This window comes from Azospirillum sp. NS33 (genome assembly GCF_059703765.1).
The window spans coordinates 1-22,864 of record NZ_BAAKJB010000051.1 but is presented as its reverse complement, the minus strand read 5'-3'; the positions used below and the strand labels follow the sequence as shown (position 1 = coordinate 22,864).

General features: G+C 71.4%; 23 protein-coding genes. 15 read left to right on the top strand and 8 right to left on the bottom strand.

The window, feature by feature from the left end; all coding sequences use genetic code 11:
• Window positions 1–4 precede the first annotated feature (4 nt).
• Entirely contained in the window at window positions 5–1,006 is a 1,002-nt protein-coding gene (gene trxB / locus AC6H2I_RS28460; protein ID WP_497504162.1) for a thioredoxin-disulfide reductase, read from the top strand.
• 63 nt (window positions 1,007–1,069) lie between these two features.
• On the opposite strand, the gene AC6H2I_RS28455 is transcribed toward trxB, so the two are convergent.
• The 3 genes from AC6H2I_RS28455 to AC6H2I_RS28445 all read right to left on the bottom strand — a co-directional run bounded on the left by AC6H2I_RS28455 (window position 1,070) and on the right by AC6H2I_RS28445 (window position 4,065).
• Complete coding sequence (locus AC6H2I_RS28455; RefSeq protein ID WP_497504161.1) at window positions 1,070–1,537, bottom strand: Dps family protein; 468 nt, start codon at window positions 1,535–1,537, stop codon at window positions 1,070–1,072.
• Between the two features lie 108 nt (window positions 1,538–1,645).
• Window positions 1,646–2,977, bottom strand: coding sequence for a diguanylate cyclase domain-containing protein (locus tag AC6H2I_RS28450; protein ID WP_497504160.1), 1,332 nt, complete (start codon window positions 2,975–2,977; stop codon window positions 1,646–1,648).
• A 254-nt stretch (window positions 2,978–3,231) separates the two neighbouring features.
• Window positions 3,232–4,065 carry an FkbM family methyltransferase gene (locus tag AC6H2I_RS28445; protein WP_497504159.1) on the bottom strand — a complete coding sequence of 278 codons (834 nt, stop codon included), beginning with the start codon at window positions 4,063–4,065 and terminating at the stop codon, window positions 3,232–3,234.
• Between the two features lie 214 nt (window positions 4,066–4,279).
• Here AC6H2I_RS28445 and AC6H2I_RS28440 point away from each other — a divergent pair, with 214 nt between their 5' ends.
• From AC6H2I_RS28440 to AC6H2I_RS28430, 3 genes are all read left to right on the top strand, one after another.
• Window positions 4,280–5,218 (top strand): ketopantoate reductase family protein, encoded by a 939-nt coding sequence (locus tag AC6H2I_RS28440; RefSeq protein ID WP_497504158.1) that lies wholly within the window; start codon window positions 4,280–4,282, stop codon window positions 5,216–5,218.
• Between the two features lie 200 nt (window positions 5,219–5,418).
• The gene (locus tag AC6H2I_RS28435) at window positions 5,419–7,455 is read left to right on the top strand and encodes an elongation factor G (RefSeq protein ID WP_497504157.1); all 2,037 of its coding nucleotides are present in this window, start codon (window positions 5,419–5,421) and stop codon (window positions 7,453–7,455) included.
• A gap of 75 nt (window positions 7,456–7,530) precedes the next feature.
• Complete coding sequence (locus AC6H2I_RS28430; protein ID WP_497504156.1) at window positions 7,531–7,911, top strand: hypothetical protein; 381 nt, start codon at window positions 7,531–7,533, stop codon at window positions 7,909–7,911.
• 199 nt (window positions 7,912–8,110) lie between these two features.
• Here the strand turns inward: AC6H2I_RS28430 and AC6H2I_RS28425 are convergent, their stop codons facing one another.
• Window positions 8,111–9,316 (bottom strand): pyridoxal phosphate-dependent aminotransferase, encoded by a 1,206-nt coding sequence (locus AC6H2I_RS28425; protein ID WP_497504155.1) that lies wholly within the window; start codon window positions 9,314–9,316, stop codon window positions 8,111–8,113.
• 237 nt (window positions 9,317–9,553) lie between these two features.
• On the opposite strand from AC6H2I_RS28425, the gene AC6H2I_RS28420 reads away from it, so the two are divergent.
• From AC6H2I_RS28420 to AC6H2I_RS28410, 3 genes are all read left to right on the top strand, one after another.
• Window positions 9,554–10,006 (top strand): YbhB/YbcL family Raf kinase inhibitor-like protein, encoded by a 453-nt coding sequence (locus tag AC6H2I_RS28420; protein ID WP_497504154.1) that lies wholly within the window; start codon window positions 9,554–9,556, stop codon window positions 10,004–10,006.
• Window positions 10,007–10,126: 120 nt separating this feature from the next.
• Entirely contained in the window at window positions 10,127–10,375 is a 249-nt protein-coding gene (locus AC6H2I_RS28415; protein ID WP_497504153.1) for a DUF4170 domain-containing protein, read from the top strand.
• A 36-nt stretch (window positions 10,376–10,411) separates the two neighbouring features.
• On the top strand, window positions 10,412–10,924 hold the full coding sequence (locus tag AC6H2I_RS28410; RefSeq protein ID WP_497504152.1) for a metallophosphoesterase family protein: 513 nt from the start codon (window positions 10,412–10,414) through the stop codon (window positions 10,922–10,924).
• 21 nt (window positions 10,925–10,945) lie between these two features.
• Here AC6H2I_RS28410 and AC6H2I_RS28405 read toward each other — a convergent pair whose 3' ends face one another.
• Window positions 10,946–12,310 carry a D-alanyl-D-alanine carboxypeptidase gene (locus AC6H2I_RS28405; RefSeq protein WP_497504151.1) on the bottom strand — a complete coding sequence of 455 codons (1,365 nt, stop codon included), beginning with the start codon at window positions 12,308–12,310 and terminating at the stop codon, window positions 10,946–10,948.
• A gap of 241 nt (window positions 12,311–12,551) precedes the next feature.
• Here AC6H2I_RS28405 and AC6H2I_RS28400 point away from each other — a divergent pair, with 241 nt between their 5' ends.
• Complete coding sequence (locus AC6H2I_RS28400) at window positions 12,552–13,127, top strand: hypothetical protein (protein WP_497504150.1); 576 nt, start codon at window positions 12,552–12,554, stop codon at window positions 13,125–13,127.
• Here the strand turns inward: AC6H2I_RS28400 and AC6H2I_RS28395 are convergent.
• A complete protein-coding gene (locus AC6H2I_RS28395; RefSeq protein WP_497504149.1) occupies window positions 13,099–13,860 on the bottom strand; it encodes a proteasome-type protease in 762 nt (253 codons plus the stop codon). The two genes, AC6H2I_RS28400 and AC6H2I_RS28395, sit on opposite strands and share 29 nt — an antisense overlap.
• 390 nt (window positions 13,861–14,250) lie before the next feature.
• Here AC6H2I_RS28395 and AC6H2I_RS28390 point away from each other — a divergent pair, with 390 nt between their 5' ends.
• The 7 genes from AC6H2I_RS28390 to prmB all read left to right on the top strand — a co-directional run bounded on the left by AC6H2I_RS28390 (window position 14,251) and on the right by prmB (window position 20,803).
• Window positions 14,251–14,778, top strand: a complete 528-nt coding sequence (locus AC6H2I_RS28390; RefSeq protein WP_497504148.1) for a phasin family protein — start codon at window positions 14,251–14,253, stop codon at window positions 14,776–14,778.
• 323 nt (window positions 14,779–15,101) lie between these two features.
• Window positions 15,102–15,578 carry a phasin family protein gene (locus AC6H2I_RS28385; RefSeq protein WP_497504147.1) on the top strand — a complete coding sequence of 159 codons (477 nt, stop codon included), beginning with the start codon at window positions 15,102–15,104 and terminating at the stop codon, window positions 15,576–15,578.
• A gap of 259 nt (window positions 15,579–15,837) precedes the next feature.
• Entirely contained in the window at window positions 15,838–16,164 is a 327-nt protein-coding gene (gene clpS, locus AC6H2I_RS28380; protein WP_497504146.1) for an ATP-dependent Clp protease adapter ClpS, read from the top strand.
• Between the two features lie 8 nt (window positions 16,165–16,172).
• Window positions 16,173–18,485, top strand: coding sequence for an ATP-dependent Clp protease ATP-binding subunit ClpA (gene clpA, locus AC6H2I_RS28375; RefSeq protein WP_497504145.1), 2,313 nt, complete (start codon window positions 16,173–16,175; stop codon window positions 18,483–18,485).
• A 214-nt stretch (window positions 18,486–18,699) separates the two neighbouring features.
• Window positions 18,700–19,143: a gamma-glutamylcyclotransferase family protein gene (locus AC6H2I_RS28370; protein WP_497504144.1), complete on the top strand. Its 444-nt coding sequence runs from the start codon at window positions 18,700–18,702 to the stop codon at window positions 19,141–19,143.
• A 69-nt stretch (window positions 19,144–19,212) separates the two neighbouring features.
• Window positions 19,213–19,704, top strand: coding sequence for a hypothetical protein (locus tag AC6H2I_RS28365; RefSeq protein ID WP_497504143.1), 492 nt, complete (start codon window positions 19,213–19,215; stop codon window positions 19,702–19,704).
• Between the two features lie 151 nt (window positions 19,705–19,855).
• Complete coding sequence (prmB, locus tag AC6H2I_RS28360) at window positions 19,856–20,803, top strand: 50S ribosomal protein L3 N(5)-glutamine methyltransferase (protein WP_497504142.1); 948 nt, start codon at window positions 19,856–19,858, stop codon at window positions 20,801–20,803.
• A 13-nt stretch (window positions 20,804–20,816) separates the two neighbouring features.
• Here the strand turns inward: prmB and AC6H2I_RS28355 are convergent, their stop codons facing one another.
• Window positions 20,817–21,428 carry a response regulator transcription factor gene (locus AC6H2I_RS28355; RefSeq protein ID WP_497504141.1) on the bottom strand — a complete coding sequence of 204 codons (612 nt, stop codon included), beginning with the start codon at window positions 21,426–21,428 and terminating at the stop codon, window positions 20,817–20,819.
• Window positions 21,412–22,557 carry a sensor histidine kinase gene (locus AC6H2I_RS28350; protein ID WP_497504139.1) on the bottom strand — a complete coding sequence of 382 codons (1,146 nt, stop codon included), beginning with the start codon at window positions 22,555–22,557 and terminating at the stop codon, window positions 21,412–21,414. The genes AC6H2I_RS28355 and AC6H2I_RS28350 overlap by 17 nt, the downstream gene beginning before the upstream one ends.
• Window positions 22,558–22,864: the final 307 nt, after the last annotated feature.

Sequence of the window (22,864 nt, the reverse complement as noted above, 5' to 3'; positions counted from 1 at the left end):
CTCCATGGCCACGCAGCACTCCAAGGTTCTCATCATCGGCGCCGGGCCGGCCGGCTACACCGCGGCCATCTACGCCGCGCGCGCCAACCTGCAGCCGACCCTGGTGCAGGGCCTGCAGCCCGGCGGGCAGCTGACCATCACCACCGACGTCGAGAACTACCCCGGCTTCGCCGATCCCATCCAGGGGCCGTGGCTGATGGACCAGATGCAGAAGCAGGCGGAGAACGTCGGCACCAAGACGGTGTTCGACCTCATCGTCGACGTCGACTTCACCAAGCGGCCGTTCACCGCGACCGCGGATTCCGGTGACGTCTACACCGCCGATTCGGTGATCATCGCCACCGGCGCCCAGGCCCGCTGGCTGGGTCTCGAGGGCGAACAGATCTACCGCGGCGCCGGCGTCTCGGCCTGCGCCACCTGCGACGGCTTCTTCTTCCGCGGCAAGGAGGTCGTGGTGGTCGGCGGCGGCAACTCGGCGGTGGAGGAGGCGCTCTACCTCACCCACCACGCCTCGAAGGTGACGGTGGTCCACCGCCGCGACAGCTTCCGCGCCGAGAAGATCATGCAGGACCGCCTGTTCGCCCACGACAAGATCGCCGTCGTCTGGAACGCGGTGGTCGAGGAGATCGTCGGCGAGGGCGGTGCCAGCTTCGACAACCCCAAGCGGGTCACCGGGGTGCGCATCCGCGACGTGAAGACCGGGGCCACGTCGGTGGTGCCCGGCGAGGGGGTGTTCGTCGCCATCGGCCACACGCCGGCGACCGACGTCTTCAAGGGCAAGGTGGCCATGGACGAGAGCGGCTACATCGTGACCGCCCCCGACAGCACCGCCACCGACATCCCCGGCGTCTTCGCCGCCGGCGACGTCAAGGACAAGGTCTACCGCCAGGCCGTCACCGCCGCCGGCATGGGGTGCATGGCCGCCCTTGAGGCCGAGCGCTGGCTGGCCACCAGCGAACCCGCGGCCGGCGCCCACGCGGTGGAGAGCCCGGCCGCCTCCTGGTAGCCGGTCCGGGCCGGCGCCCCGCTCCCGCACCGGGAGAGGGGCGGCCGCCGGACCGTCAGCCCATCAGGCCAGCAGGCTGCGCAGCATCCACGCGGTCTTCTCGTGGATCTGCAGGCGCTGGGTCAGCAGGTCCGCGGTCGGCTGGTCGTTGGCCGTCTCGGCGGTCGGGAAGACCTTGCGCGCGGTGCGCGCCACCGCCTCGTGCCCCTCGACCAGCTGACGGATCATGTCTTGCGCCTGGGGCACGCCGGGCTCCTCGCGGATCGTCGTCATCCCGATGTACTGGGAGAAGCTGCCCGGCGCCGGGAAGCCCAGGGCGCGGATGCGCTCGGCGATCTCGTCCAGCGCGGTCCACAGCTCGGTGTACTGCTGCATGAACATGTCGTGCAGCGTGTTGAACATCGGGCCGGTCACGTTCCAGTGGAAGCTGTGCGTCTTCATGTAGAGGGCGAAGGTGTCGGCCAGAACGCCGCTCAGACCCTCGGCGATGGCTTTGCGGTCGCCCTCGGCGATTCCGATGTCGATCTGCATGATTGAGGTCCTCCAATAGAAAGGTTGTCCCGTCCACGGCCGGGTCCGCCGTGGCATATGGGTCGGATCCGCTCGCAGAGTAGCGCAGAGTCGTAATTTAGAACTCTTCTAAAGTGTCGCACCCCCCTCCCGCGGATTTCCCGTGGGAGGGGGGCGCAGGACGGCGTCGCCGGCGTGAAACCGCCACGCGCTGCGGCCGTCCGCCTTCGCCCCGTACATGGCGGCGTCCGCGTTCTTGAGGAGCTGCGCCGGCGACCATCCGTCGCGGGGAAACAGGGCGATGCCGATGGACACGCCGATCCGCGCGGCGCCGGCGTCGAGGTCGAACGGCTCGGCGACCGCATGGACGATCCGCTCGGCCACCGCGGCCGCCTCCTCGGCGCGGCCCAGGTCCGGCAGGGCTATCACGAACTCGTCGCCGCCCAGCCGCGACACTGTGTCGCCCTCGCGCACGCAGGCCTTGAGGCGGTATGCCGCCTCCTGCAGGAGCTCGTCCCCGGCCGCGTGGCCGAACGTGTCGTTCACCTGCTTGAACAGGTCGAGGTCGAGGAACAGCAGCGCCAGGAGCGAACCGCTGCGCCGCGACCGGGCGATCGCCTGGCCCAGACGGTCCTCGAACAGCACCCGGTTGGGCAATTCGGTCAGGGGGTCGAAATGGGCACGCTGCCAGGCCCGGCGCTCGGCGTCCTTGCGCTCGGTGATGTCCTCCTTGACGGCGACGAAGTGGCGGATGGCGCCGTCCGCACCCAGCACCGGGGCGATCGAGGTCTTCTCCCAATAGCACTCGCCGCTCTTGCGCCGGTTGTAGAACTCCCCGCACCACTCCCGCCCCGCCTGGATGGTCCGCCACATCTCGCGGTAGACCTCCACCGGCGTGTGGCCACTCTTCAGCAACGACGGTGTGCGGCCCAGCGCCTCCGCCGCCGTCCACCCGCTGGCCTCGGTGAACTTCGGGTTCACGTAGTCGATGACGCCGTCGGGATCGGTGATGATGATGGGGACCGGGCTGTGCTCCATCGCCGCCAGCAGTGTCTGCACCCGGTCCGCCAGACGCGCCCGCTCCGTCTCGCCGGCGCGCAGGCCCTGGACGTCACGGCTCAACACGGCGACGGCCCGGGCGATGGCGCCGATCTCGTCGGCGCGTCCGGTGTCCGGCACGGCGACCGCGGCGTCTCCCCGGGCGAGCTGGTTCAGGGCGGCGGTGATCCGCGCCAGCGGTCCGAAGACCCGGCGCCGGACATAGACCGCCGCGCCCGCCACCGCGGCAAACGCCGACAGCGTGAGCAGGGCCTGCACGCCCAGCCCGAGCACCAGGGCCCGCGCGGCCGCGCCGGTGCCACCGGTGCCGTGCGCCACCGCCTCGACGGTGCTCCAGGACTGATGGAGGGCGATGGCCGTCCCGGCGACCAGCAGCAGCGCCAGGGCGGTCAGCGCCGCCACCAACCTCCCTCCGAGGGCGCGCGGACCGCCGATGGCGCGTGGCGCAGCGAAGGGTGTCAGGTGTCCGGCGGGTCGTTCGACGCTGGCGATTCGGGCCTCCACGCCAAGCACCGGCAGGACGGCGCCGGCCGCCCCGGCCAAGCGCCCGTCACCCTGCCGCCGATGCCTGATGGGTTGTTCGTGCTCATTGTCCCGGGCGACGGGCCGGCCGTCAAGCGCATCGGTGGCGCAGGGCCGCCGCACCCGCCCGCCGCTCAGGGATCGAGATCCGGCCACTCCCGGTCGTCGTGGATCTCCGGAAGCTCGACGTTCGCGGTGACCTCCCGCGGCACGCACAGGACGTTGCAGGACAGCACGGGGGCGCCCTGCTCGATGAACACGTTCTCGGTGTTTCCGAAGAGGTTGCCGGGATCGAACAGCGGCGGCAGATGCCACCACATGCGATAGCCCATGGAGCGGATCAGCGACAGCAGCGCCGGCGACCGGGCCCGGTCGTCGTTCTCGATGTAGAGGACGGGGCGGTGCGTCGCGATGGTGCGCGCCGCCCCCCGGAGGACGGCGTCCTCCATGCCCTGCACGTCGGCCTTGATCAGCCGGCAGCGGCCGAGCCCCTGGCCGTCGATCGTCTCGACCGGCACCGGCGCGCCGGCCGACGCCTCGGCCACCAGGCGCGCGTCGCCGAAATTGTTGGGAACCGCGGGATCGAAATCGGGCAGGTACGCCGTGCCCGGCGCCTCGCCGAGCCCGGCATGGCGCGCCACCACATTGGTCAGGCCGTTCAGCATCAGGTTGGCGCACAGCATCTGGAAGACGACCCGCTGCGGCTCGTAGGCGAGCACCACGCCGCCCGGGCTGACCGCGCGGGCGAGCACGACGGTCAGCGCACCGATGTTGGCGCCCGCCTCCACCACCAGGTCGCCGGGCTGCACGATCTGCCGGAGCAGGCGGGCCTCCTGCTCCGAGAACTCGCCATAGAGATCCAGCGACCGGCCGATGTAGCGGTCGTTCACGTTGAACAGCATCGGACCATGGCGGCAGGTGCGCAGGCGGTGGAAGCCTCCCGGCAGGTCGGTCGCGGCGTCGGCCATGGTGCATCGCCCTCGGGTCGTGGCGGTTTCCCCCCCACCCTAGCCGAGGGCGCCGCCGATGGCCATGCGCGACCGCGCCTCGCACGCCGCGCCCCGCCGCCGCCCCGCCGCCTGGGCCCTTGCCGCCCGCGGCGGCGGGGGTCCACAATCGCAGCGGCCCGCGGCCCCGCGCAGCGGGGGCGAGCCCACGCAACGACATCCGGGGGGGAATGCCATGCAGATCGCGGTCATGGGCAGCGGCGGGGTCGGCGGCTATTTCGGAGCCCGGCTGGCGGCGGCCGGTGCCGACGTCACGTTCCTGGCGCGCGGGCGCCAGCTCGCGGCGATCCTCAATCAGGGATTGCGGATCGTCAGCGATGCCGGCGACCTCCGGCTCGACCGGCCGGCCGCCACCGACGACCCGGCCCGCGTCGGCCCGGTCGACGTGGTGCTGTTCTGCGTCAAGCTGTGGGACACCGAGGAGGCGGCGGCGCTGTGCCGGCCGCTGCTGAAGCCGGGCACCGCGGTGATCTCGCTGCAGAACGGCGTCACCGGCCCCGAGGCGCTGGCCCGCCGCCTCGGCCACGAACACGCCGTGGGCGGGGTCGCCCATGTCGCGGCGACCATCGCGGCCCCGGGGACGATCCGCCACACAGGCACCCTGGCGCGCATCACCGTCGGCGAGCTGGACGGCCGGCGCTCGCCGCGCCTCGAGGCCTTCCACGCCCTCGCCGGGCGGGCCGGGTTCGAGGCCGTGCTGAGCGACCGCATCCTGCCGACGATCTGGGAGAAGTTCGCCTTCCTCGCCCCGCTCAGCGGCATCACCGCCCTGACCCGCCAGCCGGTCGGCGTCATCCGCGCCGTGCCGGACACCCGCGCGCTGCTGTTCGACGCCGTGGCGGAGGTGGTGGCGGTGGCCGCCGCCGCCGGCGTGCCCCTGGGAAGCGACGTGGTGGAGCGGGTGCGCGGGCTCGTCGACGCGCTGGTGCCGGCGATGCGCTCGTCCATGCTGAACGACCTGGAGCGCGGCGGCCGGCTGGAACTACCCTGGCTGTCGGGCGCGGTGGTGCGCCTGGGCGAGGAGCACGGCGTTCCGACGCCGGTGCACCGCGCCGTCGCCGCCGCTCTCGCCCCCTATGCCGACGGGGCGCCGCCGCCGGTGAAGGCGGGCTGAGGGCCGCGTTCCGCGGCAACATGCGGCCTTTTTTTCCATCGACAGGCCGGCCGGACGGGGGGAAGCTGAATGCTGAAAAAATGACCGGCACACCCATCCGCACGAGCCGCGCCGATGGCGGTCGACCTCGACGACCGCCGGCCGTGGCCGGCCCCGGCTCCCCTGCCGCGGTTCGTGCCCAGACGATCCGGGAGGTCCGCATGCCCCACACCCAGGTCCCGACCGCACGCTGCGCTGCATTGGTCGGCCCCTACCTCAGCGGCAAGACGACGCTGATGGAAAGCCTGCTGTCCGCCACGGGGGCCGTGACGCGCAAGGGCAGCGTGAAGGACGGCAACACCGTCGGCGATTCCTCGGCCGAGGCCAAGGCGCGGCAGATGAGCGTCGAGGTCAGCCTGGCCTCCGCCGACTATCTGGGCGAACGCTGGTCCTTCCTCGACTGCCCCGGCTCGGTCGAGCTGGCCCACGAGACGCAGTGCGCCCTGATGGCCTGCGACGTCGCGGTGGTGGTGGCCGAGCCGCAGCCGGAGAAGGCCGTCATCCTCGCCCCCCTCCTCAAGTTCCTCGACGACCACAAGATCCCGCACCTGCTGTTCATCAACAAGATCGACACCCTGGTCGACCTCCGCGTGCGCGACGTGGTCCAGGCCTACCAGGCGGTGTCCTCGCGCCCCCTGGTGCTGCGCGAGGTGCCGATCCGCCAGGACGAGCGGATCACGGGCTACGTCGATCTGGTGAGCGGGCGCGCCTACCACTTCAACCCGCACCAGGCCTCCGACCTCGTGAGCGTCCCGGACTCCCTGAAGGACCGCGAGGAGGAGGCCCGCCAGGAGATGCTGGAGGCGCTGGCCGACTTCGACGACGCCCTGCTGGAGCAACTGTTGGAGGAGGTCACGCCGGACACCACGCGGGTCTACGACGACCTCGCCAGGGACCTCGCCTCGGATCTCATCGTCCCGGTCTTCCTCGGCTCCGCCGAGAACGACGGCGGCATCCGCCGCCTGCTGAAGGCGCTGCGCCACGAGGGGCCGGACGTGGCGGCCAGCGCCGCACGCCAGGCGATCCCGGAGAACGGCACCACCGTCCAGGTCTTCAAGAGCTTCAACGCCGCCCACGCCGGCAAGCTGTCGTTCGTGCGGGTGTGGCGCGGCGCGGTCGCCGACGGCATGACGCTGGGCGGCGAGCGGGTCTCCGGCGTCTACCGGATGATGGGGCACGGCCAGGAGAAGCTGGCCCAGGCCGGTCCCGGCGAGGTGGTCGCGCTGGGCCGGCTCGACAAGGCGTCGACCGGCGACATCCTCACCGACAAGGGCAACCTGGGCCGGGCCGCGCCGTGGCCGGAGGTTCCCGCCCCGGTGTTCGCCCTGGCCATCCACGCCGAGAACCGCAACGACGAGGTCAAGCTGACCGGCGCGCTGCAGAAGCTGGTGGAGGAGGATCCGTCGCTGCGGTTCGAGCAGGCGGCGGAGCGCGGCGAGCTGGTGCTGGCGGGCCAGGGCGACATCCACCTGCAGATCGCCATGGACCGCCTGCGCACCAAGTACAACGTCGCCGTCAAGGGGCACCCGCCGCAGGTTCCCTTCATGGAATCGATCCGCAGGAGCACCGAGCACCACGCCCGGTTCAAGCGCCAGACCGGCGGCCACGGCCAGTTCGCCGACATCCAGGTGGAGGTCGGGCCGCTGCCGCGCGGCAGCGGCGTCCAGTTCGAGGACGCCGTCGTCGGCGGCGTCGTGCCGCGCCAGTACATCCCGGCCGTGGAGGCCGGCGTGCGCGACCACGCGGCCCAAGGCCCGCTGGGCTTTCCCGTGGTCGACTTCAAGGTGCGCCTGGTGGGCGGCCAGTTCCACGCCGTCGACAGCTCCGAGATGGCGTTCAAGACGGTGGCCCGCCAGGCCATGCAGGAGGCCCTGCCGAAATGCGAGCCGGTGCTGCTGGAGCCGATCCTGCTGGTCACCATCGCCGTGCCCAGCGAGTACACCTCCAAGGTGCAGCGGCTGGTCAGCGGCCGCCGCGGCCAGATCCTCGGCTTCGACGCACGGCCCGGCTGGCAGGGCTGGGACGAGGTGAAGGCCTATCTTCCCCAGGCGGAGATCCACGACCTGATCGTCGAGCTGCGCTCGCTGTCGCTGGGCGTGGGCACCTTCACCAGCGTGTTCGACCGCCTGCAGGAGCTGACCGGCAAGATGGCCGACCGCGCCGTCGAGCAGCGCCGCGAAACGCTGGCCGCGCAATAGGCCGCGCCCCGGTGTAGACTGCCGCCGCGGGGGCCAGCCGGCACCCCGCGTTCGGGCGGAGGGCGGGAGATGGTCATGGGCGGCAAGATCGTCGGTGAATTCGTCAAGGGCAGGGTGGACAAGCTTCTGACGCCGGACAGCGCGGACAAGGCGAGCCGCCACCGCGTGCGGCAGTTCATGGAAACCATGGAAGCGGCGGTGCTGGAGGCCAACTGCACGGTGATCGGCCAGCAGATCCCCCACCTCAACCAGGAGACGTTCCTGCGTCTGGCGGTCCGGGTGGCGGAACTGCGCGCCGACTACATCCGCGCCGGCCTCAAGGCGGCCGAGCACCGCCACCCCGACGCCGCGGCGATCGCCGATCTGGCGCGCCTGCGCCAGGCCTACGAGGAGCTGATCGCCGTCTTCGAGGCGGCGCAGCGGGTGATCGAGCGGGGCTACGTCAAGCTGGGGTGACGCTGCGAATGGGGCCCGCCGTGCGGATGCCGGCGCGCGCCCCTCTCCGGAGGATGGCGGGCGTGGAGTCCCCCGGGCGACGGCGGCGATGCGGAGCGGGTGTGCCCCCGCCGGATCGACGGCTGGGTCCGCGCGATCGTCGCCCGGGGGCCGAGGGGCGGTGCGGCCGCTCCTCCAGCCGTCCCGGCCTCGACCCCCGTCACCCGGTGAGGCTGGCGCAGAACCGCTGGATGCGGCGGCAGGCCTCTTCCAGTTCCGCCGTGGAGGTCGCGTAGGAGATGCGGAAATGGGGCGCCAGGCCGAAGGCCGAGCCCTGGACCACCGCCACCCCCTCGGCCTCCAGCAGCGCGGTGACGAAGTCCTCGTCCGTCCCGATCACGGTGCCGGCCGGGGTCGTCTTGCCGATGGTGCCGGCGCAGGACGGGTAGACGTAGAACGCGCCCTCCGGGTTGGGGCAGCGGATGCCGGTGGCCTGGTTCAGCATCGACACCACCAGGTCGCGGCGCTCGCGGAACACCGCGCAGCGCTCGGCGATGAAATCCTGGGGCCCGTTCAGCGCCTCGACCGCCGCCGCCTGGCTGACGGAGGAGGGGTTGGAGGTCGACTGGCTCTGGATCACGCCGATCGCCTTGATCAGCTCCCGCGGGCCGCCGGCGTAGCCGATGCGCCAGCCGGTCATGGCGTAGGCCTTGGACACGCCGTTCACGGTCAAGGTGCGGTCGAACAGCGCCGGCTCGACCTGGGCCGGCGTGCAGAACTCCAGACCGTCGAAGAGCAGGTGCTCGTACATGTCGTCGCTCATCACCCAGACCTGGGGATGGCGCATCAGGACGTCGGTCAGGCCCTTCATCTCGGCGCGGGTGTAGGCGGCGCCCGACGGGTTGGACGGGGAGTTGAGGATCAGCCACTTGGTCCGCGCGGTGATCGCCGCCTCCAGGTCGGCGGGGCGCAGCTTGAAGCCCTGCCCGGCCGGGCAGGGCAACGTCACCGGCGTGCCCTCGGCCAGGGCCACCATGTCCGGGTAGGACACCCAGTAGGGGGCCGGGATGATGACCTCGTCGCCCGGATCGAGCGTGGCCATCAGGGCGTTGTAGAGCACCTGCTTGCCGCCGGTGCCGACGGTGATCTGGTCCGGCGTGTAGGCCAGCCCGTTCTCGCGCGCGAACTTGGCGCAGATCGCCGCCTTGAGGGCCGGGGTGCCGTCGACCGAGGTGTACTTGGTGTCGCCGGCCTCGATCGCCCTGACCGCCGCCCGCTTGATCGAGTCCGGCGTGTCGAAGTCCGGCTCGCCGGCGCCCAGCCCGATGACGTCGCGGCCGGCCGCCTTCAGGTCGCGGGCCTTCTGGGTGACGACCAGGGTCGGCGAGGGTTTGATGCGCGACAGGCGGGAGGCGAGGATCGGCATGGCGCATGTGCCCCTGGCGGGGTCCCGAGTGAGGGTTGGCACGAAAAGCCAGCGACCTTACTGCCGGCCCCCGGGCGGCGCAAGCGGACCGCCGCCCGCAAGGCGCCGCCGGGCGGCCGCCCGGGGGCCGCGAGACCGCGCGTCGCCCGCGCCGCGGCGGGCGGTCCGGAACCTTTGCGGGGCGGCCCGGTTGCAGGGCCACACCCCCGCGATGGGCACCACGAAGGAGCCTCCGCCATGCCGTTCGTCCTGCTCAGCCCGGCGTTCCCCGACGGCCAGCCGATTCCGCCGCGCCACACGCCGGACGGCGCCAACCTGTCGCCGCCCCTGGCGTGGAGCGGGGCGCCGGCGCAGACGCGCAGCTTCGCCCTGGTCATGGATGATCCCGACGCGCCGCGCGGTGTGTTCAAGCATTGGGCCGTCTACGACATCGCCGCCACCCAGGAGGAGCTGCCCGAAGGCGTGGCCGGCGGGCGGCTGGTCCACGGCGTCAACGACTACGGTCACGACCGCTACGACGGCCCCGATCCGCCCGCAGGCCACGGCACCCATCGCTACCATTTCCGCCTGATGGCGCTCGACGTCGAGCGGCTGGACCCGCCGCCGACCGCCAGCGTCGACGAGGTGCGGCGTGCCACGCACGGACACACGCTCGCCGAGGCGTCGCTGACGGGAACCTACACCCACTGACGGCGCGCCGGCGCGGGTCGCGGCCGCCGATCCCTGGACACCGGGCAACTATGGGCTTGATGGCGGGGGCCGCCGGCGGATATCACCTGTCGGTTTCCAATACAGCCCAGGGGACGCGCGATGCCAGACAAACAGTTGCTCCACCTCGTGTTCGGGGGGGAACTGGTGCGGCCGGACAGCCAGGAGTTCGTCGACCCGGGGAAGCTGCACTTCGTCGGCATCTTCCCCAACTACGACCTCGCCTACAAGGCCTGGCGGGCCGCCACCGGCGCGACCGTCGACGACGCGCACCAGCGCTATTTCATCGTGCACCTGCACCGTCTGCTCGACCCGGCGCACGACGCCACGCCCCCGGCCGGCGCCGCCTGAGCGCGGGCCGGCCGGCGCCACCGGCGGGCCTCGGCCATGACGGTCTTCTTCACCGCCGACACCCATTTCGGCCACGCCGGCGCGATCGGCCGTTTCCGACGGCCCTTCGCCGGCGTGGCGGAGATGGACGAGGCGATGGTGGCGCGGTGGAACGCCACCGTCGCCCCTGACGACGACGTCTGGCATCTCGGCGACTTCGCCCTGCGCCGCTCCGCCGAGGCGATGGCCGGGCTGCTGGGCCGGTTGAACGGGTCCAAGCACCTGATCGCCGGCAACAACGACCGCCCCGAGACGAGGATGCTGGCGGGCTGGGCCAGCGTGGCGGACTACGCCGAGCTGGAGTTGGACGGCCGGCGCCTCGTGCTCTGCCACTACGCGTTCCGGACCTGGAACGGCATGCACAAGGGCGCCTTGAACCTGCACGGCCACAGCCACGGCCTGCTCAAGGGCCTGCCCCGGCAGATCGACGTGGGCGTCGACGTCTGGGACTTCCGCCCGGTGACGCTGGCGGTGGTGGCGGCGCACCGCCACCGGGCGCCGCGCCGCTGAGCGCGGCGCCGGCGCGGCCGGTCACAACCCTTCGCTGGGGGCCACCGGCATGCAGCGCTGGCCGGCGCGCTGGAGCTGCGCGCAGATGGACCGCGCGTCCTTCTCGCCAAAGCCGATGAGGCGGGCGCGGTAGACGGTGCCGCGGCGGGTCGGCACCTCGGTGATGGTCTTCTCCGCCTCGGCGAACAGCTGCGGCAGCTTCTTGGCGGCGCGCACCAGCGCCTTCTGGCTGGACGCCCGGCTGGAGAAGGCGCCGACCTGGACACCCCACTGCTCCACCGCGGCCACGGCCCGGGCCGCGGCGGGCACGAGCGACCCGGCCGCCCGCTTGGCGTCCGGCCGCGGGGCCTCGGACAGGGCCACCAGCGTCACCGGCTTCCGGTCGGGGATCGGCGCCTCCACGCCGGCCGGCGCCGACACCCGGGCGATCGCGCCGGGAAGCACCGGCTTGGCGTCGGGCACCGGCACGGTGTCCGGCGCGACGCGGGCGATCAGCGCCGGCAGGTCGCGACGCGGCGCCTGGGCGAACGCATCGTCGAGCAGGGCCGCGACGCGGTTGTCGCGCCACGCCGTGCTGCGCCCGCCCAGCACCACCGCCACCAGGCGGCGGCCGCCGCGCACCGCCGAGGCCGCGAGGTTGAAACCCGAGGCGCGGATGTAGCCGGTCTTGATGCCGTCCATGCCGTCGTAGCGCGCCATCAGCCGGTTGTGGTTGCTCAGCCGCTTGCCGCCATAGACGAAGTCACGGCGCGAGAAGTAGGGGTAGTACTTGGGATGGTCGGCGATCAGCGCGCGCGACAGCACCGCCATGTCGCGGGCCGTCGTCACCTGCCCGTCGTCGGGAAGGCCCGAGGCGTTGCGGAAGACCGTGGTGCGCATGCCGAGCTGGCGCGCCTTGCGGGTCATCAGCTGGGCGAACCGCCATTCGCTGCCGCCCAGCGCCTCCGCCAGCACCACCGCGGCGTCGTTGGCCGATTTGGTGACCAGGGCGAGGATCGCCTGCTCCGCCCGCAGCGACTGGCCGGCCCGCACCCCCAGCTTCGTCGGCGGCATGGACTGGGCGTGGGCCGACACCGGCAACGCCTGGTCGAGCGCCAGCCGGCCGTCGTCCAACGCCTCGAAGGCGAGATAGAGCGTCATCATCTTGGTGAGAGACGCGGGGTAGGTGCGCACGTCGGCGTCGTCCTGGTGCAGGACGTCGCCCGTGCGCGCGTCCACCACGATCGCCGCGTACGTCGCGGCGGCGGCGGGCGCCCCCCACAGGGCGAACGCGACGACCAGCGCCAGGGCCAGGCCGCGGCGCGCGGCGCGTGCCGGAGGCCACCGCAGCGCGGATTCGACGAATGGTCCGATCGCCGCGTGAGCGAGGCGCTGCGTCACGGTCATGATGCCCCCGGGAAAGCTGTGAATGCCGCCAGCGGTGTCGATGGTAAATACGAGTTGAATCAGTGTCTAGCGGGAATTCGTTAATTTCCTGCTTCCACGGCGATTCGGGGGCTGTGACGAACAAGGGGCAGACCGCCCCGAACGGGCGTAGGCCACCTGCGCCGCGGCGGGTTCGGAGCCCGCCCTTTCAGGCCGCCCCGGCCGGCGCTATATCATGGGAATGGCGCGGATTGGATGCGGATTGCTGCTGGCGGCCGTCCTGGCGACGGCGGGCTGTGCTTCCCCGGGCACGGCGGACCGCCGTGCCGACGGCCGCACCACGTGGCTCAGCTACCTGTCCGGCGAGGATCTGCGCGCCGCCTGCGGCGCGGAAGGGGGCGACCGTTTCCGGCTGGTGGTGAACGCCGATTTCAACCAGCACGTCCGCGCCTTCGACGTGATCGGCGACTCGGAGAACGGCGGCGCGGTGCTGGAGGCCAGGGTGGTGCGGGCGCCGGACATCGCCCGCATCGACCTGGTGGCGCCGCTGGACGCCGGCGCCGCCGAGGTGGCGCGCACCCGGCTGACGCCGAACCAGTTCGCCACCTTCGTTCTCGGCCTCTACCAGAGCGGCGCCTTCGATCCCGCGCCGCAGCGCCTGATGGCGCCGAACCAGTCGATCTACTGGATGGTCCAGGGCTGCCATGGCGGCACCTGGTTCTTCAACGTCTACCCCTATCCCGCGGACCGTTTCGCCGACGCCACCTGGCCCGGTGCGGCACCGGGCGCCGACCCGCCGCCGCTGCCGCCTACGGGGCCTCGTCGTCGAGCTGAATGACGCGCATGCCGTCGGGCACCAGGGTGTCGACCCAGGGGCCGTCGGGCATGCGGCGCGCCAGCTCGGTGATGTTGCGGTTCCACCAGAGGCGCTGCTCGACCAGGTCGTCGTAGTCGAAGTTGGCCTGGCGCCACCGGCGGTCGGCGGTGGCGTAGGACACCATGTCGATGGGAAAGCCGACGTCGGCCGACGAGAAGCGGGTGCTGTCGAAGGACAGGTAGGCGATCTTCAGCGCCGTCTGCATCTCGGTGTCGTACTTCAAGGAGCGGTCGAGGATCGGCTTGCCGTAGGCGGTGGCGCCGATCGAGAGGTAGGGGGTGCGCTCGTCCACCTCGATCCAGTTGCCCTCGGGATAGACCAGGAACATGGTCGGCTCCTGATCCTCGGCGAGTTGGCCGCCGATGAGGGCGTGCAGGTTGAAGTGCAGCTTGGATGCCTCCAGCGCCTCGCGGTCCTCCTCGGCGACCCGGCGCAGGCAGGTGGTGAAGGCGCCGATCGCGTCGAGCATGGTCCCGTAGCCTTCGCCGCGGCGCCCCTGCATGTCGCGGCGCAGATAGGCCAGGGTCTTGTCGCGAACGCTGCGCAGGCCGGAATTCATGATGAAGAAGCGGTTCGCCCCCTGCCCCATCATGGTCACCTTGCGGGCCGAGGAGAGCTGGGTGCCGCTGGTGATCCGCCCGTCGGACAGGGCGATCAGGCCCTCGCGGATCTTGATGCCGACGCAGTAGGTCATGGACGCACATTCCCGGTTGGTGACGCCACGGGTGCCGCCCGCGGCCGCGCGCGCCGTCCGCCCGCGCGCGCGTGGTCCGCACGCCGCCGGCAATCGGCCACGCGAACATAGGCACTCCCGGCGGTAAAGCATCCGTTAAGCGCCCGTCGCCGCTGGGTGCGGCGACCGGGTGCGCGACCAATCGTGCGATGGAGACTGCGACCAATTGTGCGACGCACAATGTTTCCGTTGACAGGGCCGGCGATTCGGGGATACTCCGCCATTGCTGCGATGCAGCAAGACGCCGTCGGCCGCCGTCGCCGCGCCCGGCGTCCACCGGCAAAGCCACCCGCGCCGCCGCGGCGTGCCCCCCGGCGGCGGTGCGGCCGACCAAGGAAGGAAGGCGCAGACATGACCACCACCGTGAAGCCGAAGCCCGCCACGAGGACCATCGAGGACGTCGCCACCCAGGCGAAGACGCAATTCGACGGCATCCTCAAGGCCCAGCAGGCGCAGGCCCAGCAGCATTACGAGCAGACGATGGCGGCCACCAAGGAGCAGGTGGAGAAGGCGTCGGCGCAGGTGCTGAAGGGCTACGAGGAGATGGCCGCGTTCAACAAGGGCAACGTCGATGCGATGATCCAGTCCGGGTCCATCGTCGCCAAGGGCGCCGAGGCCCTGGGCAAGGAGATGGCCGCCTTCCTGCAGGCCGCCTTCGACGCGCAGGTCGCCACCGGCAAGGCCTTCCTGACCGCCAGATCGGTCGTCGAGGTGGTCGAGCTGCAGAACGCCTTCGTCAAGACCTCGGTCGACGCCGTGGTCGCCGAAACCACCAAGCTCCAGGAGATGTCGACGAAGGTCACCAACGACGCGCTCGCCCCGCTGGGCGCCCGGGTCGACGCCGCGGTGGCCCGCTTCGCCAAGCCGCTGGCCGCCTGACCGGCCGGCGGCGGCCCGCCACCGCGGGGGAGCCCGGGAGCCGCCGCTCCCGGGCCTCCGGCCCGCGGCGGCGCGGCCGCGGGAGGCCCCGTCCGGGTGCACCGATGCGCACCGCTCCCGTTCCTGGCGGTCCATGGCCCGGCGATCCATGGTGCAGTGCACAAAATTCCGTTGACTTCGCCGCGAACGTCCTTATATTGGCGCTTATGCTGCACCGCAACAAACCGGCGGGACAGCGGACGAAAACCGGACCCACCGCCCGCGCCAGGTTGCCGAACACAAGGGGTCGGCGCGGTCGCTCCCAGGAATGCGAGGAACCGAACATGAACGACAAGTTCACCGCCACCGTCAAGACCATGGAAGACGCCGTCGCCACCGCCAAGACCAACCTCGAGGGTCTGACCAAGACCCAGCGCGAGCAGATGGAGAAGGCCTCGGCCCAGCTCCTGAAGGGCTACGAGGATCTGGCGGCGCTGACCAAGGAGAATGTGGACGCCCTGGTCCTGTCGGGCACCATCGTCGCCAAGGGCGCCGAGGAAGCCGGCAAGCACATGGCCGCCTACACCCAGTCGTCCATGGAGAAGAGCGTCGCCGCCAGCAAGGCCGCCTTCACCGTGAAGAGCCTGCGCGAGCTGATCGACCTGCAGAACGCCTTCGTGAAGCAGTCCGTGGACTCCGCCGTCTCCGAGGGCACGAAGCTGCAGGAGCTGTCGGCCAAGATCGCCCAGGACGCGTTCGCGCCGATCAGCGCCCGCTTCGACGCTTCCATGAAGATCTTCGCCAAGCCGCTGGCCGCCTGACCGGCCGCCGCAGCGCGGCACCGGGGCGAACCCCCGCGCGATGGACCCGGCGGCTTCGGCCGCCGGGTCCTTTTGCGTTCCGGGGTCATTGTGCTTAGCGCCGCGGCGCCCCACTTTATTTATGGATTAAGCGGTGTCGAGGGAATCGTCGAGGGTGTCTCCCGAACGGGTAGAAAGATGATGGCGCCCCTTCCCACGGCGCCCGGAGTCCTCATATCATTCCAGGGGACACCCATCGCGATGATCGATTGTTGAGCCGATGGCCGATTCGGACAAGCAAGGGGACGAGGGGACGGGCACCGGCATTGCCGTCAAGGCCAAGCCGAAGACCAAAAAACCCTCGATGTACAAGGTCTTGATGCTGAACGACGACTACACACCTATGGAATTCGTCGTTCACGTTCTCGAGCGCTTCTTCAGCAAAACGCGGGAAGAGGCAACACGGATCATGCTGCACGTCCATCGCCGGGGCGTCGGGGTGTGTGGCGTGTTCACGTACGAAGTCGCGGAGACGAAGGTGACACAGGTGATGGACTTCGCGCGCCAGCACCAGCACCCGCTTCAGTGCACGCTAGAAAAGGACTAGACAGACACATGCTGTCGCGCAACCTGGAACAGACGCTGCATCGGGCCCTCGCGTATGCCAACGAACGTCGGCATGAATACGCGACGCTCGAACACCTGCTGCTCGCCTTGACCGAGGATCAGGACGCGACGGCAGTACTTCGTGCTTGCGGGGTCGAGCTTGATCGCCTGCGGGCGGAGCTCTCGGATTACCTCGACAACGAACTAGCGAACCTGATCACGAACAGGCCCGATGACGCCAAGCCCACGGCTGGGTTTCAGCGGGTTCTGCAGCGGGCCGCGATCCACGTCCAGTCGTCGGGTCGTGAGGAGGTGACGGGAGCAAACGTGCTCGTTGCCTTGTTCTCTGAACGCGAGAGCCATGCGGTCTATTTCCTGCAGGAGCAGGAGATGACCCGGTTCGACGCGGTGAACTACATCTCTCACGGAATCGCGAAGGCCCCCGGCCGCTCGGAATCCAAGCGGGTGTCGGGAGCCGACGACGAGGCGGCGGCGGAGAAGGTCGTGAAAAAAGGCAGCGAGGCCCTGGAGGCCTATTGTGTCAATCTGAACAAGAAGGCGGCGAGCGGCAAGATCGATCCGCTGATCGGTCGGGAGCAGGAGGTCGAGCGGACCATCCAGATCCTGTGCCGCCGGTCGAAGAACAACCCGCTCTATGTCGGTGACCCGGGCGTCGGCAAGACGGCCATCGCCGAGGGGCTGGCGCGGCGCATCGTCCACGGCGAGGTGCCGGAGGTGCTGAAGACCGCGACCATCTTCGCCCTCGACATGGGGTCGCTGCTGGCCGGAACCCGTTACCGCGGTGATTTCGAGGAGCGCCTGAAGGCGGTGATCGGAGAGCTGGAGGCCCACGACGGCGCCATCCTCTTCATCGACGAGATCCACACGGTGATCGGCGCCGGCGCCACCTCGGGCGGGGCCATGGACGCGTCGAACCTGCTGAAGCCGGCGCTCGCCTCGGGTGCCCTGCGCTGCATCGGCTCGACCACCTACAAGGAGTACCGCAACTACTTCGAGAAGGACCGCGCCCTGGTCCGCCGCTTCCAGAAGATCGACGTCAACGAGCCGACCATCGAGGACGCGATCAAGATCCTCCAGGGGATCAAGGGCTACTACGAGAAGCATCACCGCGTCGCCTACAGCAACGACGCGATCCGCACCGCGGTGGAGCTTTCGGCCAAGTACATCGGCGACCGCAAGCTGCCGGACAAGGCGATCGACATCATCGACGAGGTCGGCGCCGCGCAGATGCTGCTGCCCGAGAACAAGCGCAAGAAGAAGATCTCGGTGAAGGACGTGGAGGCGGTGGTCGCCAAGATCGCCCGCATCCCGCCGAAGTCGGTCAGCCGCGACGACAAGGAGATCCTCCTCAACCTCGAGCGCGACCTGAAGACCATGGTGTTCGGCCAGAACAAGGCCATCGACGCCCTGGTGTCGGCGATCAAGCTGGCCCGGGCCGGCCTGCGCGAGCCGGAGAAGCCGATCGGCAACTACCTCTTCACCGGCCCGACCGGCGTCGGCAAGACCGAGGTGGCGCGCCAGCTCGCCCACACCCTGGGCATCGAGCTGACCCGCTTCGACATGTCGGAGTACATGGAGCGGCACACCGTGTCGCGGCTGATCGGCGCCCCGCCGGGCTACGTCGGCTTCGACCAGGGCGGCCTGCTGACCGACGCCGTCGACCAGCATCCGCACTGCGTGCTCCTGCTGGACGAGATCGAGAAGGCCCATCCGGATCTGTTCAACATCCTGTTGCAGATCATGGATCACGGCAAGCTGACCGACCACAACGGCAAGACGGTCGACTTCCGCAACGTCATCCTGATCATGACGTCCAACGCGGGCGCCGCCGATCTCGCCAAGCCGGTCATGGGCTTCGAGCGCCAGACCCGCGTCGGCGAGGACATGGAGGCGGTGGAGAAGCTGTTCACGCCGGAGTTCCGCAACCGCCTCGACGCGATCATCCCGTTCGCGGCGCTGACGCTGGAGGTCATCTCCCGTGTGGTCGACAAGTTCGTCATGCAGCTCGAGGCCCAGCTCGAGGATCGCGGCGTGACCATCGAGCTGACCGAAGAGGCGCGGGAGTGGCTGGGCAAGAAGGGCTACGACCCGCTGTACGGCGCCCGCCCGCTCGGCCGCGTGATCCAGGAGCACATCAAGAAGCCGCTGGCCGAGGAGCTGCTGTTCGGCAAGCTGGCCAAGGGAGGCACGGTGCGCGTCCGGGTCGAGGACGGCATGCCCGCCTTCGAGTACGTCGAGGGCTCGCGCAAGCGCCGCACCGACAGCGACGAGGACGAGATGGTGCACGAGATGGTGGACTGATCCACCGGACCGGCGTCGCCGCAGCGATGGGACGGGGGCCTCCGGGTCCCCGTTTCCGCGTCGGCGGCCGCCGGTCGGTGCGACCCGCGCCTCCGGTCCGGCCCATGTCCACCCGGCCCATGTCCACCCGGCCCACGGCCACCCGGAACCGCCCGCCCGGCACCGGCGGCGGGTCGCGGGGGCCGAGCGGACGACACCCTGCGGACACGGCCCCATGCGCCCCTATTTCGCCTATGGCTCCAACATGTGCCGCCGCCGCATGGACGGCCGCTGCCGCGCGGCGACGGCGCTGGGTCCGGCGGTGCTCGACGGCTTCGCCCTGGTGATCAACCCGCGCGGCGTGGCGACCGTGGTGGCGCGCCATGGCTGCGCCGTGGAGGGCGTGCTGTGGCTGATCGGGAGCGACGACGAGGCGAGCCTCGACCGCGCCGAGGGCGTCGGCCTCGCCGGCCGCTACGCCCGCCACACCCTGGCGGTGCGCCGCCCCGACGGGTCGGCGACCGACGCCCTGGTCTACATCGACGCCGACGGCACCGCCGGGGCCCGGTGCCGCGACGGCTACGCGGCGTTCCTGCTGGAGGGGGCGCGGGAGTTCGGCTTGAGCCCCGCCTACCAGCGCCGGCTGGCGGCCCTGCTGGACGACCCCGGCGGCGGCTGAACACCGACCCGCAACCTCCCGGAGCCCGGCCTGTTGTCGGGGTGCGACACCGCTGAGGGAGGATCCGGCATGCGACACGCGACGCGCCGACGCGCCGCTATGGCAATGGCGCTGGCCCTGCTGCTGGGGCCCGCCGCGGGCGCCGCCGAGGACGCCAGGACGGGCGCCGGGACGGACGCCGGGACGGGCACCGCGGCGGTTGCCGGCCCGCCCACCATCGACCCCCGCCTGGGTGCCCTCACCGTGGACGCGCTGGACGACATGCACGTGGTCGGCTCCGGGCGCAGCGTCATCGGCGCGGTCGACGGGGTGGTGCGGGAGCCGCACAGCGGCGCCCTCTTCGCCGTCGTCGACGTCGGCGGATTCCTGGCCGGGGCGGACCGGGTGCTGCTGCCGCTGGAGCGGCTGGTTCCCACCGGGGTCGACGACGAGCTGATGCTGCCGGGCGCCACCGAGGAGGAGGTCAAGCGCTTCATGATCGAGGGCGAGGGCGGCGTCTACGACCCGCTGGACGGCCACGCCACCCTGGGCGGGTCGTGGGCGGCACCGGCGGCCGACTAGGCAGGTTTTCCGACCCACCGCCCCCCATGGGCGGGCTCGGAAAGCCGGCAGAACCCTGGAGTCCGCAGGGTTCGCAGGGGGCACGGCATTGCCGCCCGCGCGGCAAGCTGCTACATCCCGGGGGTCCCCCACCAGAGCCCGGTGCCCGCCCGTGACCGACCCCGTGAGCGCGCCCTCCCCCGCCGTCGACGCAGCGACCGCCGCCGCCGAGTTGCGGACCGTCCGCGACTTCATCCGCCACGGCGTCAGCCGGTTCCGGACCGCCGGGCTGGCGTTCGGCCACGGCACGGCCACCGCCTACGACGAGGCGGTGTTCCTGGTGCTGGAGACGCTGGGCCTGCCGATCGACCAGCTCGACCCCTACCTCGACGCCCGCCTCACCACCGTGGAGCGCCAGGCGGTGGCGGGAATCATCGAGCGCCGGGTGGTGACGCGCAAGCCCGCCGCCTACCTCACCAACCGGGCCTACATCCAGGGCTTCCCGTTCTACGTCGACGAGCGGGTGATCGTGCCGCGCTCCTACATCGGCGAGCTGCTGTTCTCCGACCTGTTCGGCGGCGACGACTTCACCCTCGTCGAGGACCCCACCGCGGTGGAGCGGGTGCTCGACCTGTGCACCGGCTCGGGATGCCTCGCCATTCTCGCCGCCCACATCTTTCCGGAGGCGCGGATCGACGCGGTCGACCTGTCCGCCGAGGCGCTGGAGGTGGCGCGGCGCAACGCCGACGAGAGCGGCTTCGCCGAGCGCATCGAGCTGCACCACGGCGATCTCTTCAAGCCGCTGAAGGGCCGGCGCTACGACGTCATCCTCACCAATCCGCCCTACGTCTCGGCCGAGGCGATGGACGGCCTGCCGGCGGAGTTCCGCCACGAGCCGGCCATGGCGCTGGCCGGCGGCGGCCGCGAGGGGCTGGACATCGTGCGCCGCATCCTCAAGGAGGCGCCCAAGCACCTGACCCCCGAGGGCGGCATCCTCTGCGAGTTCGGCAGCGGCCGCGAGCTGCTGGAAGCGGAGTTCCCCGAGCTGGACTTCCTGTGGCTGCAGACCGCCAGCAGCTTCGGTGAGGTGTTCTGGCTGACCCGCGACCAGCTGGCGTAGGCCGCCCGCGCGCTCAGGGGGCGAGCAGGCCGAGCAGCGCGCCCTTGACGGCGGCCTGGATGCGGGTCGCCACGCCCAGCTTGCGGATGGCGTTGTCGATGTGGAAGTTGACGGTGCGCTCCGACACGCCCAGCAGCACGGCGATGTCGGCGGAGGATTTGCCGCGCGCCGACCAGGTCAGCGACTCGGCCTCCCGCTCCGTCAGGCGCACCTCGTCCCCCTCGCCCGGCTCGCCCGCGCGGACGCCGGTGCGGGCGAGCCGGCCGCGCACGATCTCCACCAGCAGCTCGAAGTCGATGGGCTTGATCACGTAGTCGTCGCAGCCCAGGCGGCGGCCGCGGATCTGGTTGTCGCGCGCGCCGTAGGCGGTGAGGAAGACGAAGGGCACGTTGCGCACCGCCGCCGCGCCCTGGCGCACCCTCTCCAGCACGGCGAAGCCGTCGAGGCGCGGCATGTCGATGTCGCACAGCACGAGGTCCGGCCGCACCCCGTCGATGGCGGCCAGCCCGGCCGCGCCATCGCCGGCGGCATGGACGGCGAACCCCGCCTCCACCAGTTCCTCCTCGAGGAGCTCGCGGGTGCCGGGGTCGTCCTCGATGCACAGGATCTTACGGCCGTGCGGCATGATGGAGCGGGTCCGGGTTCGGTGTGGACAGGGGAAGGCGGACGGTGAAGGCGGTGCCGCCGCCGGGCGGGCTGTCGACGGTGACGGCGCCGCCGTGCAGGGCGACGTAGCGCTCGACCAGGTAGAGGCCGATGCCGGCGCCGCCGACGCCGCCGCTGTTGCGGCCGCGGAAATAGGGTTTGAAGAGGCAGGCGGCCTCGCCCGGCTCGATCCCCACCCCCTCGTCGGTGATCCGCACCACCACGGACGCCGCGTCGCACCAGCCGGCGATCCGCACGGTGCCGCCCGCCGGCGAGTACTTGACGGCGTTGGACACGATGTTGTCGAAGACCTGGAGCAACAGGCTGGCGTCGCCCGCCATCGTTCGCGGCAGCCGGTCGAGGGCGAGGACGAAGGCGGGCGCACCGGGCCGCTCGGCGTAGGGCTGCACGGCCTCCACCAGCAGGGCGGCCAGGTCGGTCGCCTCCGCGCGCGCCGTCGCCTCGCCGCTGCCGGCGGCCGACGACAGCTCGATGCGCTCGACGATCGCGCTGATGCGGTGGACGGCGGCACGGATCTTGGCGGTGCGCGCCACCACGTCGTCGGGCTCCACGGTCCGGCTGAGCTTGCCCAGGCGATAGGCCTGGCCGTCGATGGTGGTCAGCGGTGTCTTGACCTCGTGGGACAGGATGGCGATCAGGCGGCGCTGCATGTCCGCCTTGGCGCGCTCCACGTCCAGGCTGCGGCGCAGCGCCGCCTCGGCGCGGTGGCGGGAGTGCAGGAGCTGGGCCAGCAGCCAAAGGGCCAGCACGGCGATGGTGCGGTTGACCACGAACGCCGCGGTGGTTTCGACGCCGGGTTGCGCCGCGAGGCCGGCCACCGACAGCGCCGACGCCGCGGCGGCGTACAGGAAGGGGGTGCGCGCGTCGACCAGGGTGGCGAGCAGGATCGGCGCGGCGTAGGCGAAGCAGACCGACACGCTTTCGGCGTGGGTGACCACGTCGACCCCGAACACGGCGGCTGTCAGGGCGAGCGCCGCGGCGTGGAGACGGCGCCGCCGCACCGCCGGGGGGGCGGCGCGGTGCGACGGCCGCACGGCAGCCCACGCCATGCCGCCGTCGCGCATCGCCACTCCCTCGCCCATTGCCATGCGCATCCTCCACCGCCGTCGCCACCCCGGGCGCACGCCACCGTCCTGATATAGGGGCTGACCGGGGCGCGTCGGGGGGCCGGTGGCGGCCCTGTGGAGGTGCCACCACCAGAGCCCCGCCCCTCCCCCGCCGTGAACCGGGGGGAGGGAGCCGGCGCGGTGGGAGCCGGGCACCGGTCAGACCGCGAACCAGGTGCCGGTGACGTCGGTGGCCTGGACGCCGACCAGGGTGACCTGGTCGCCGGTGCTGAAGGTGACGACGGCGCCGCCCGGGCCGTCGCCGACGCTCCAGGTCATGCCGCCGAGC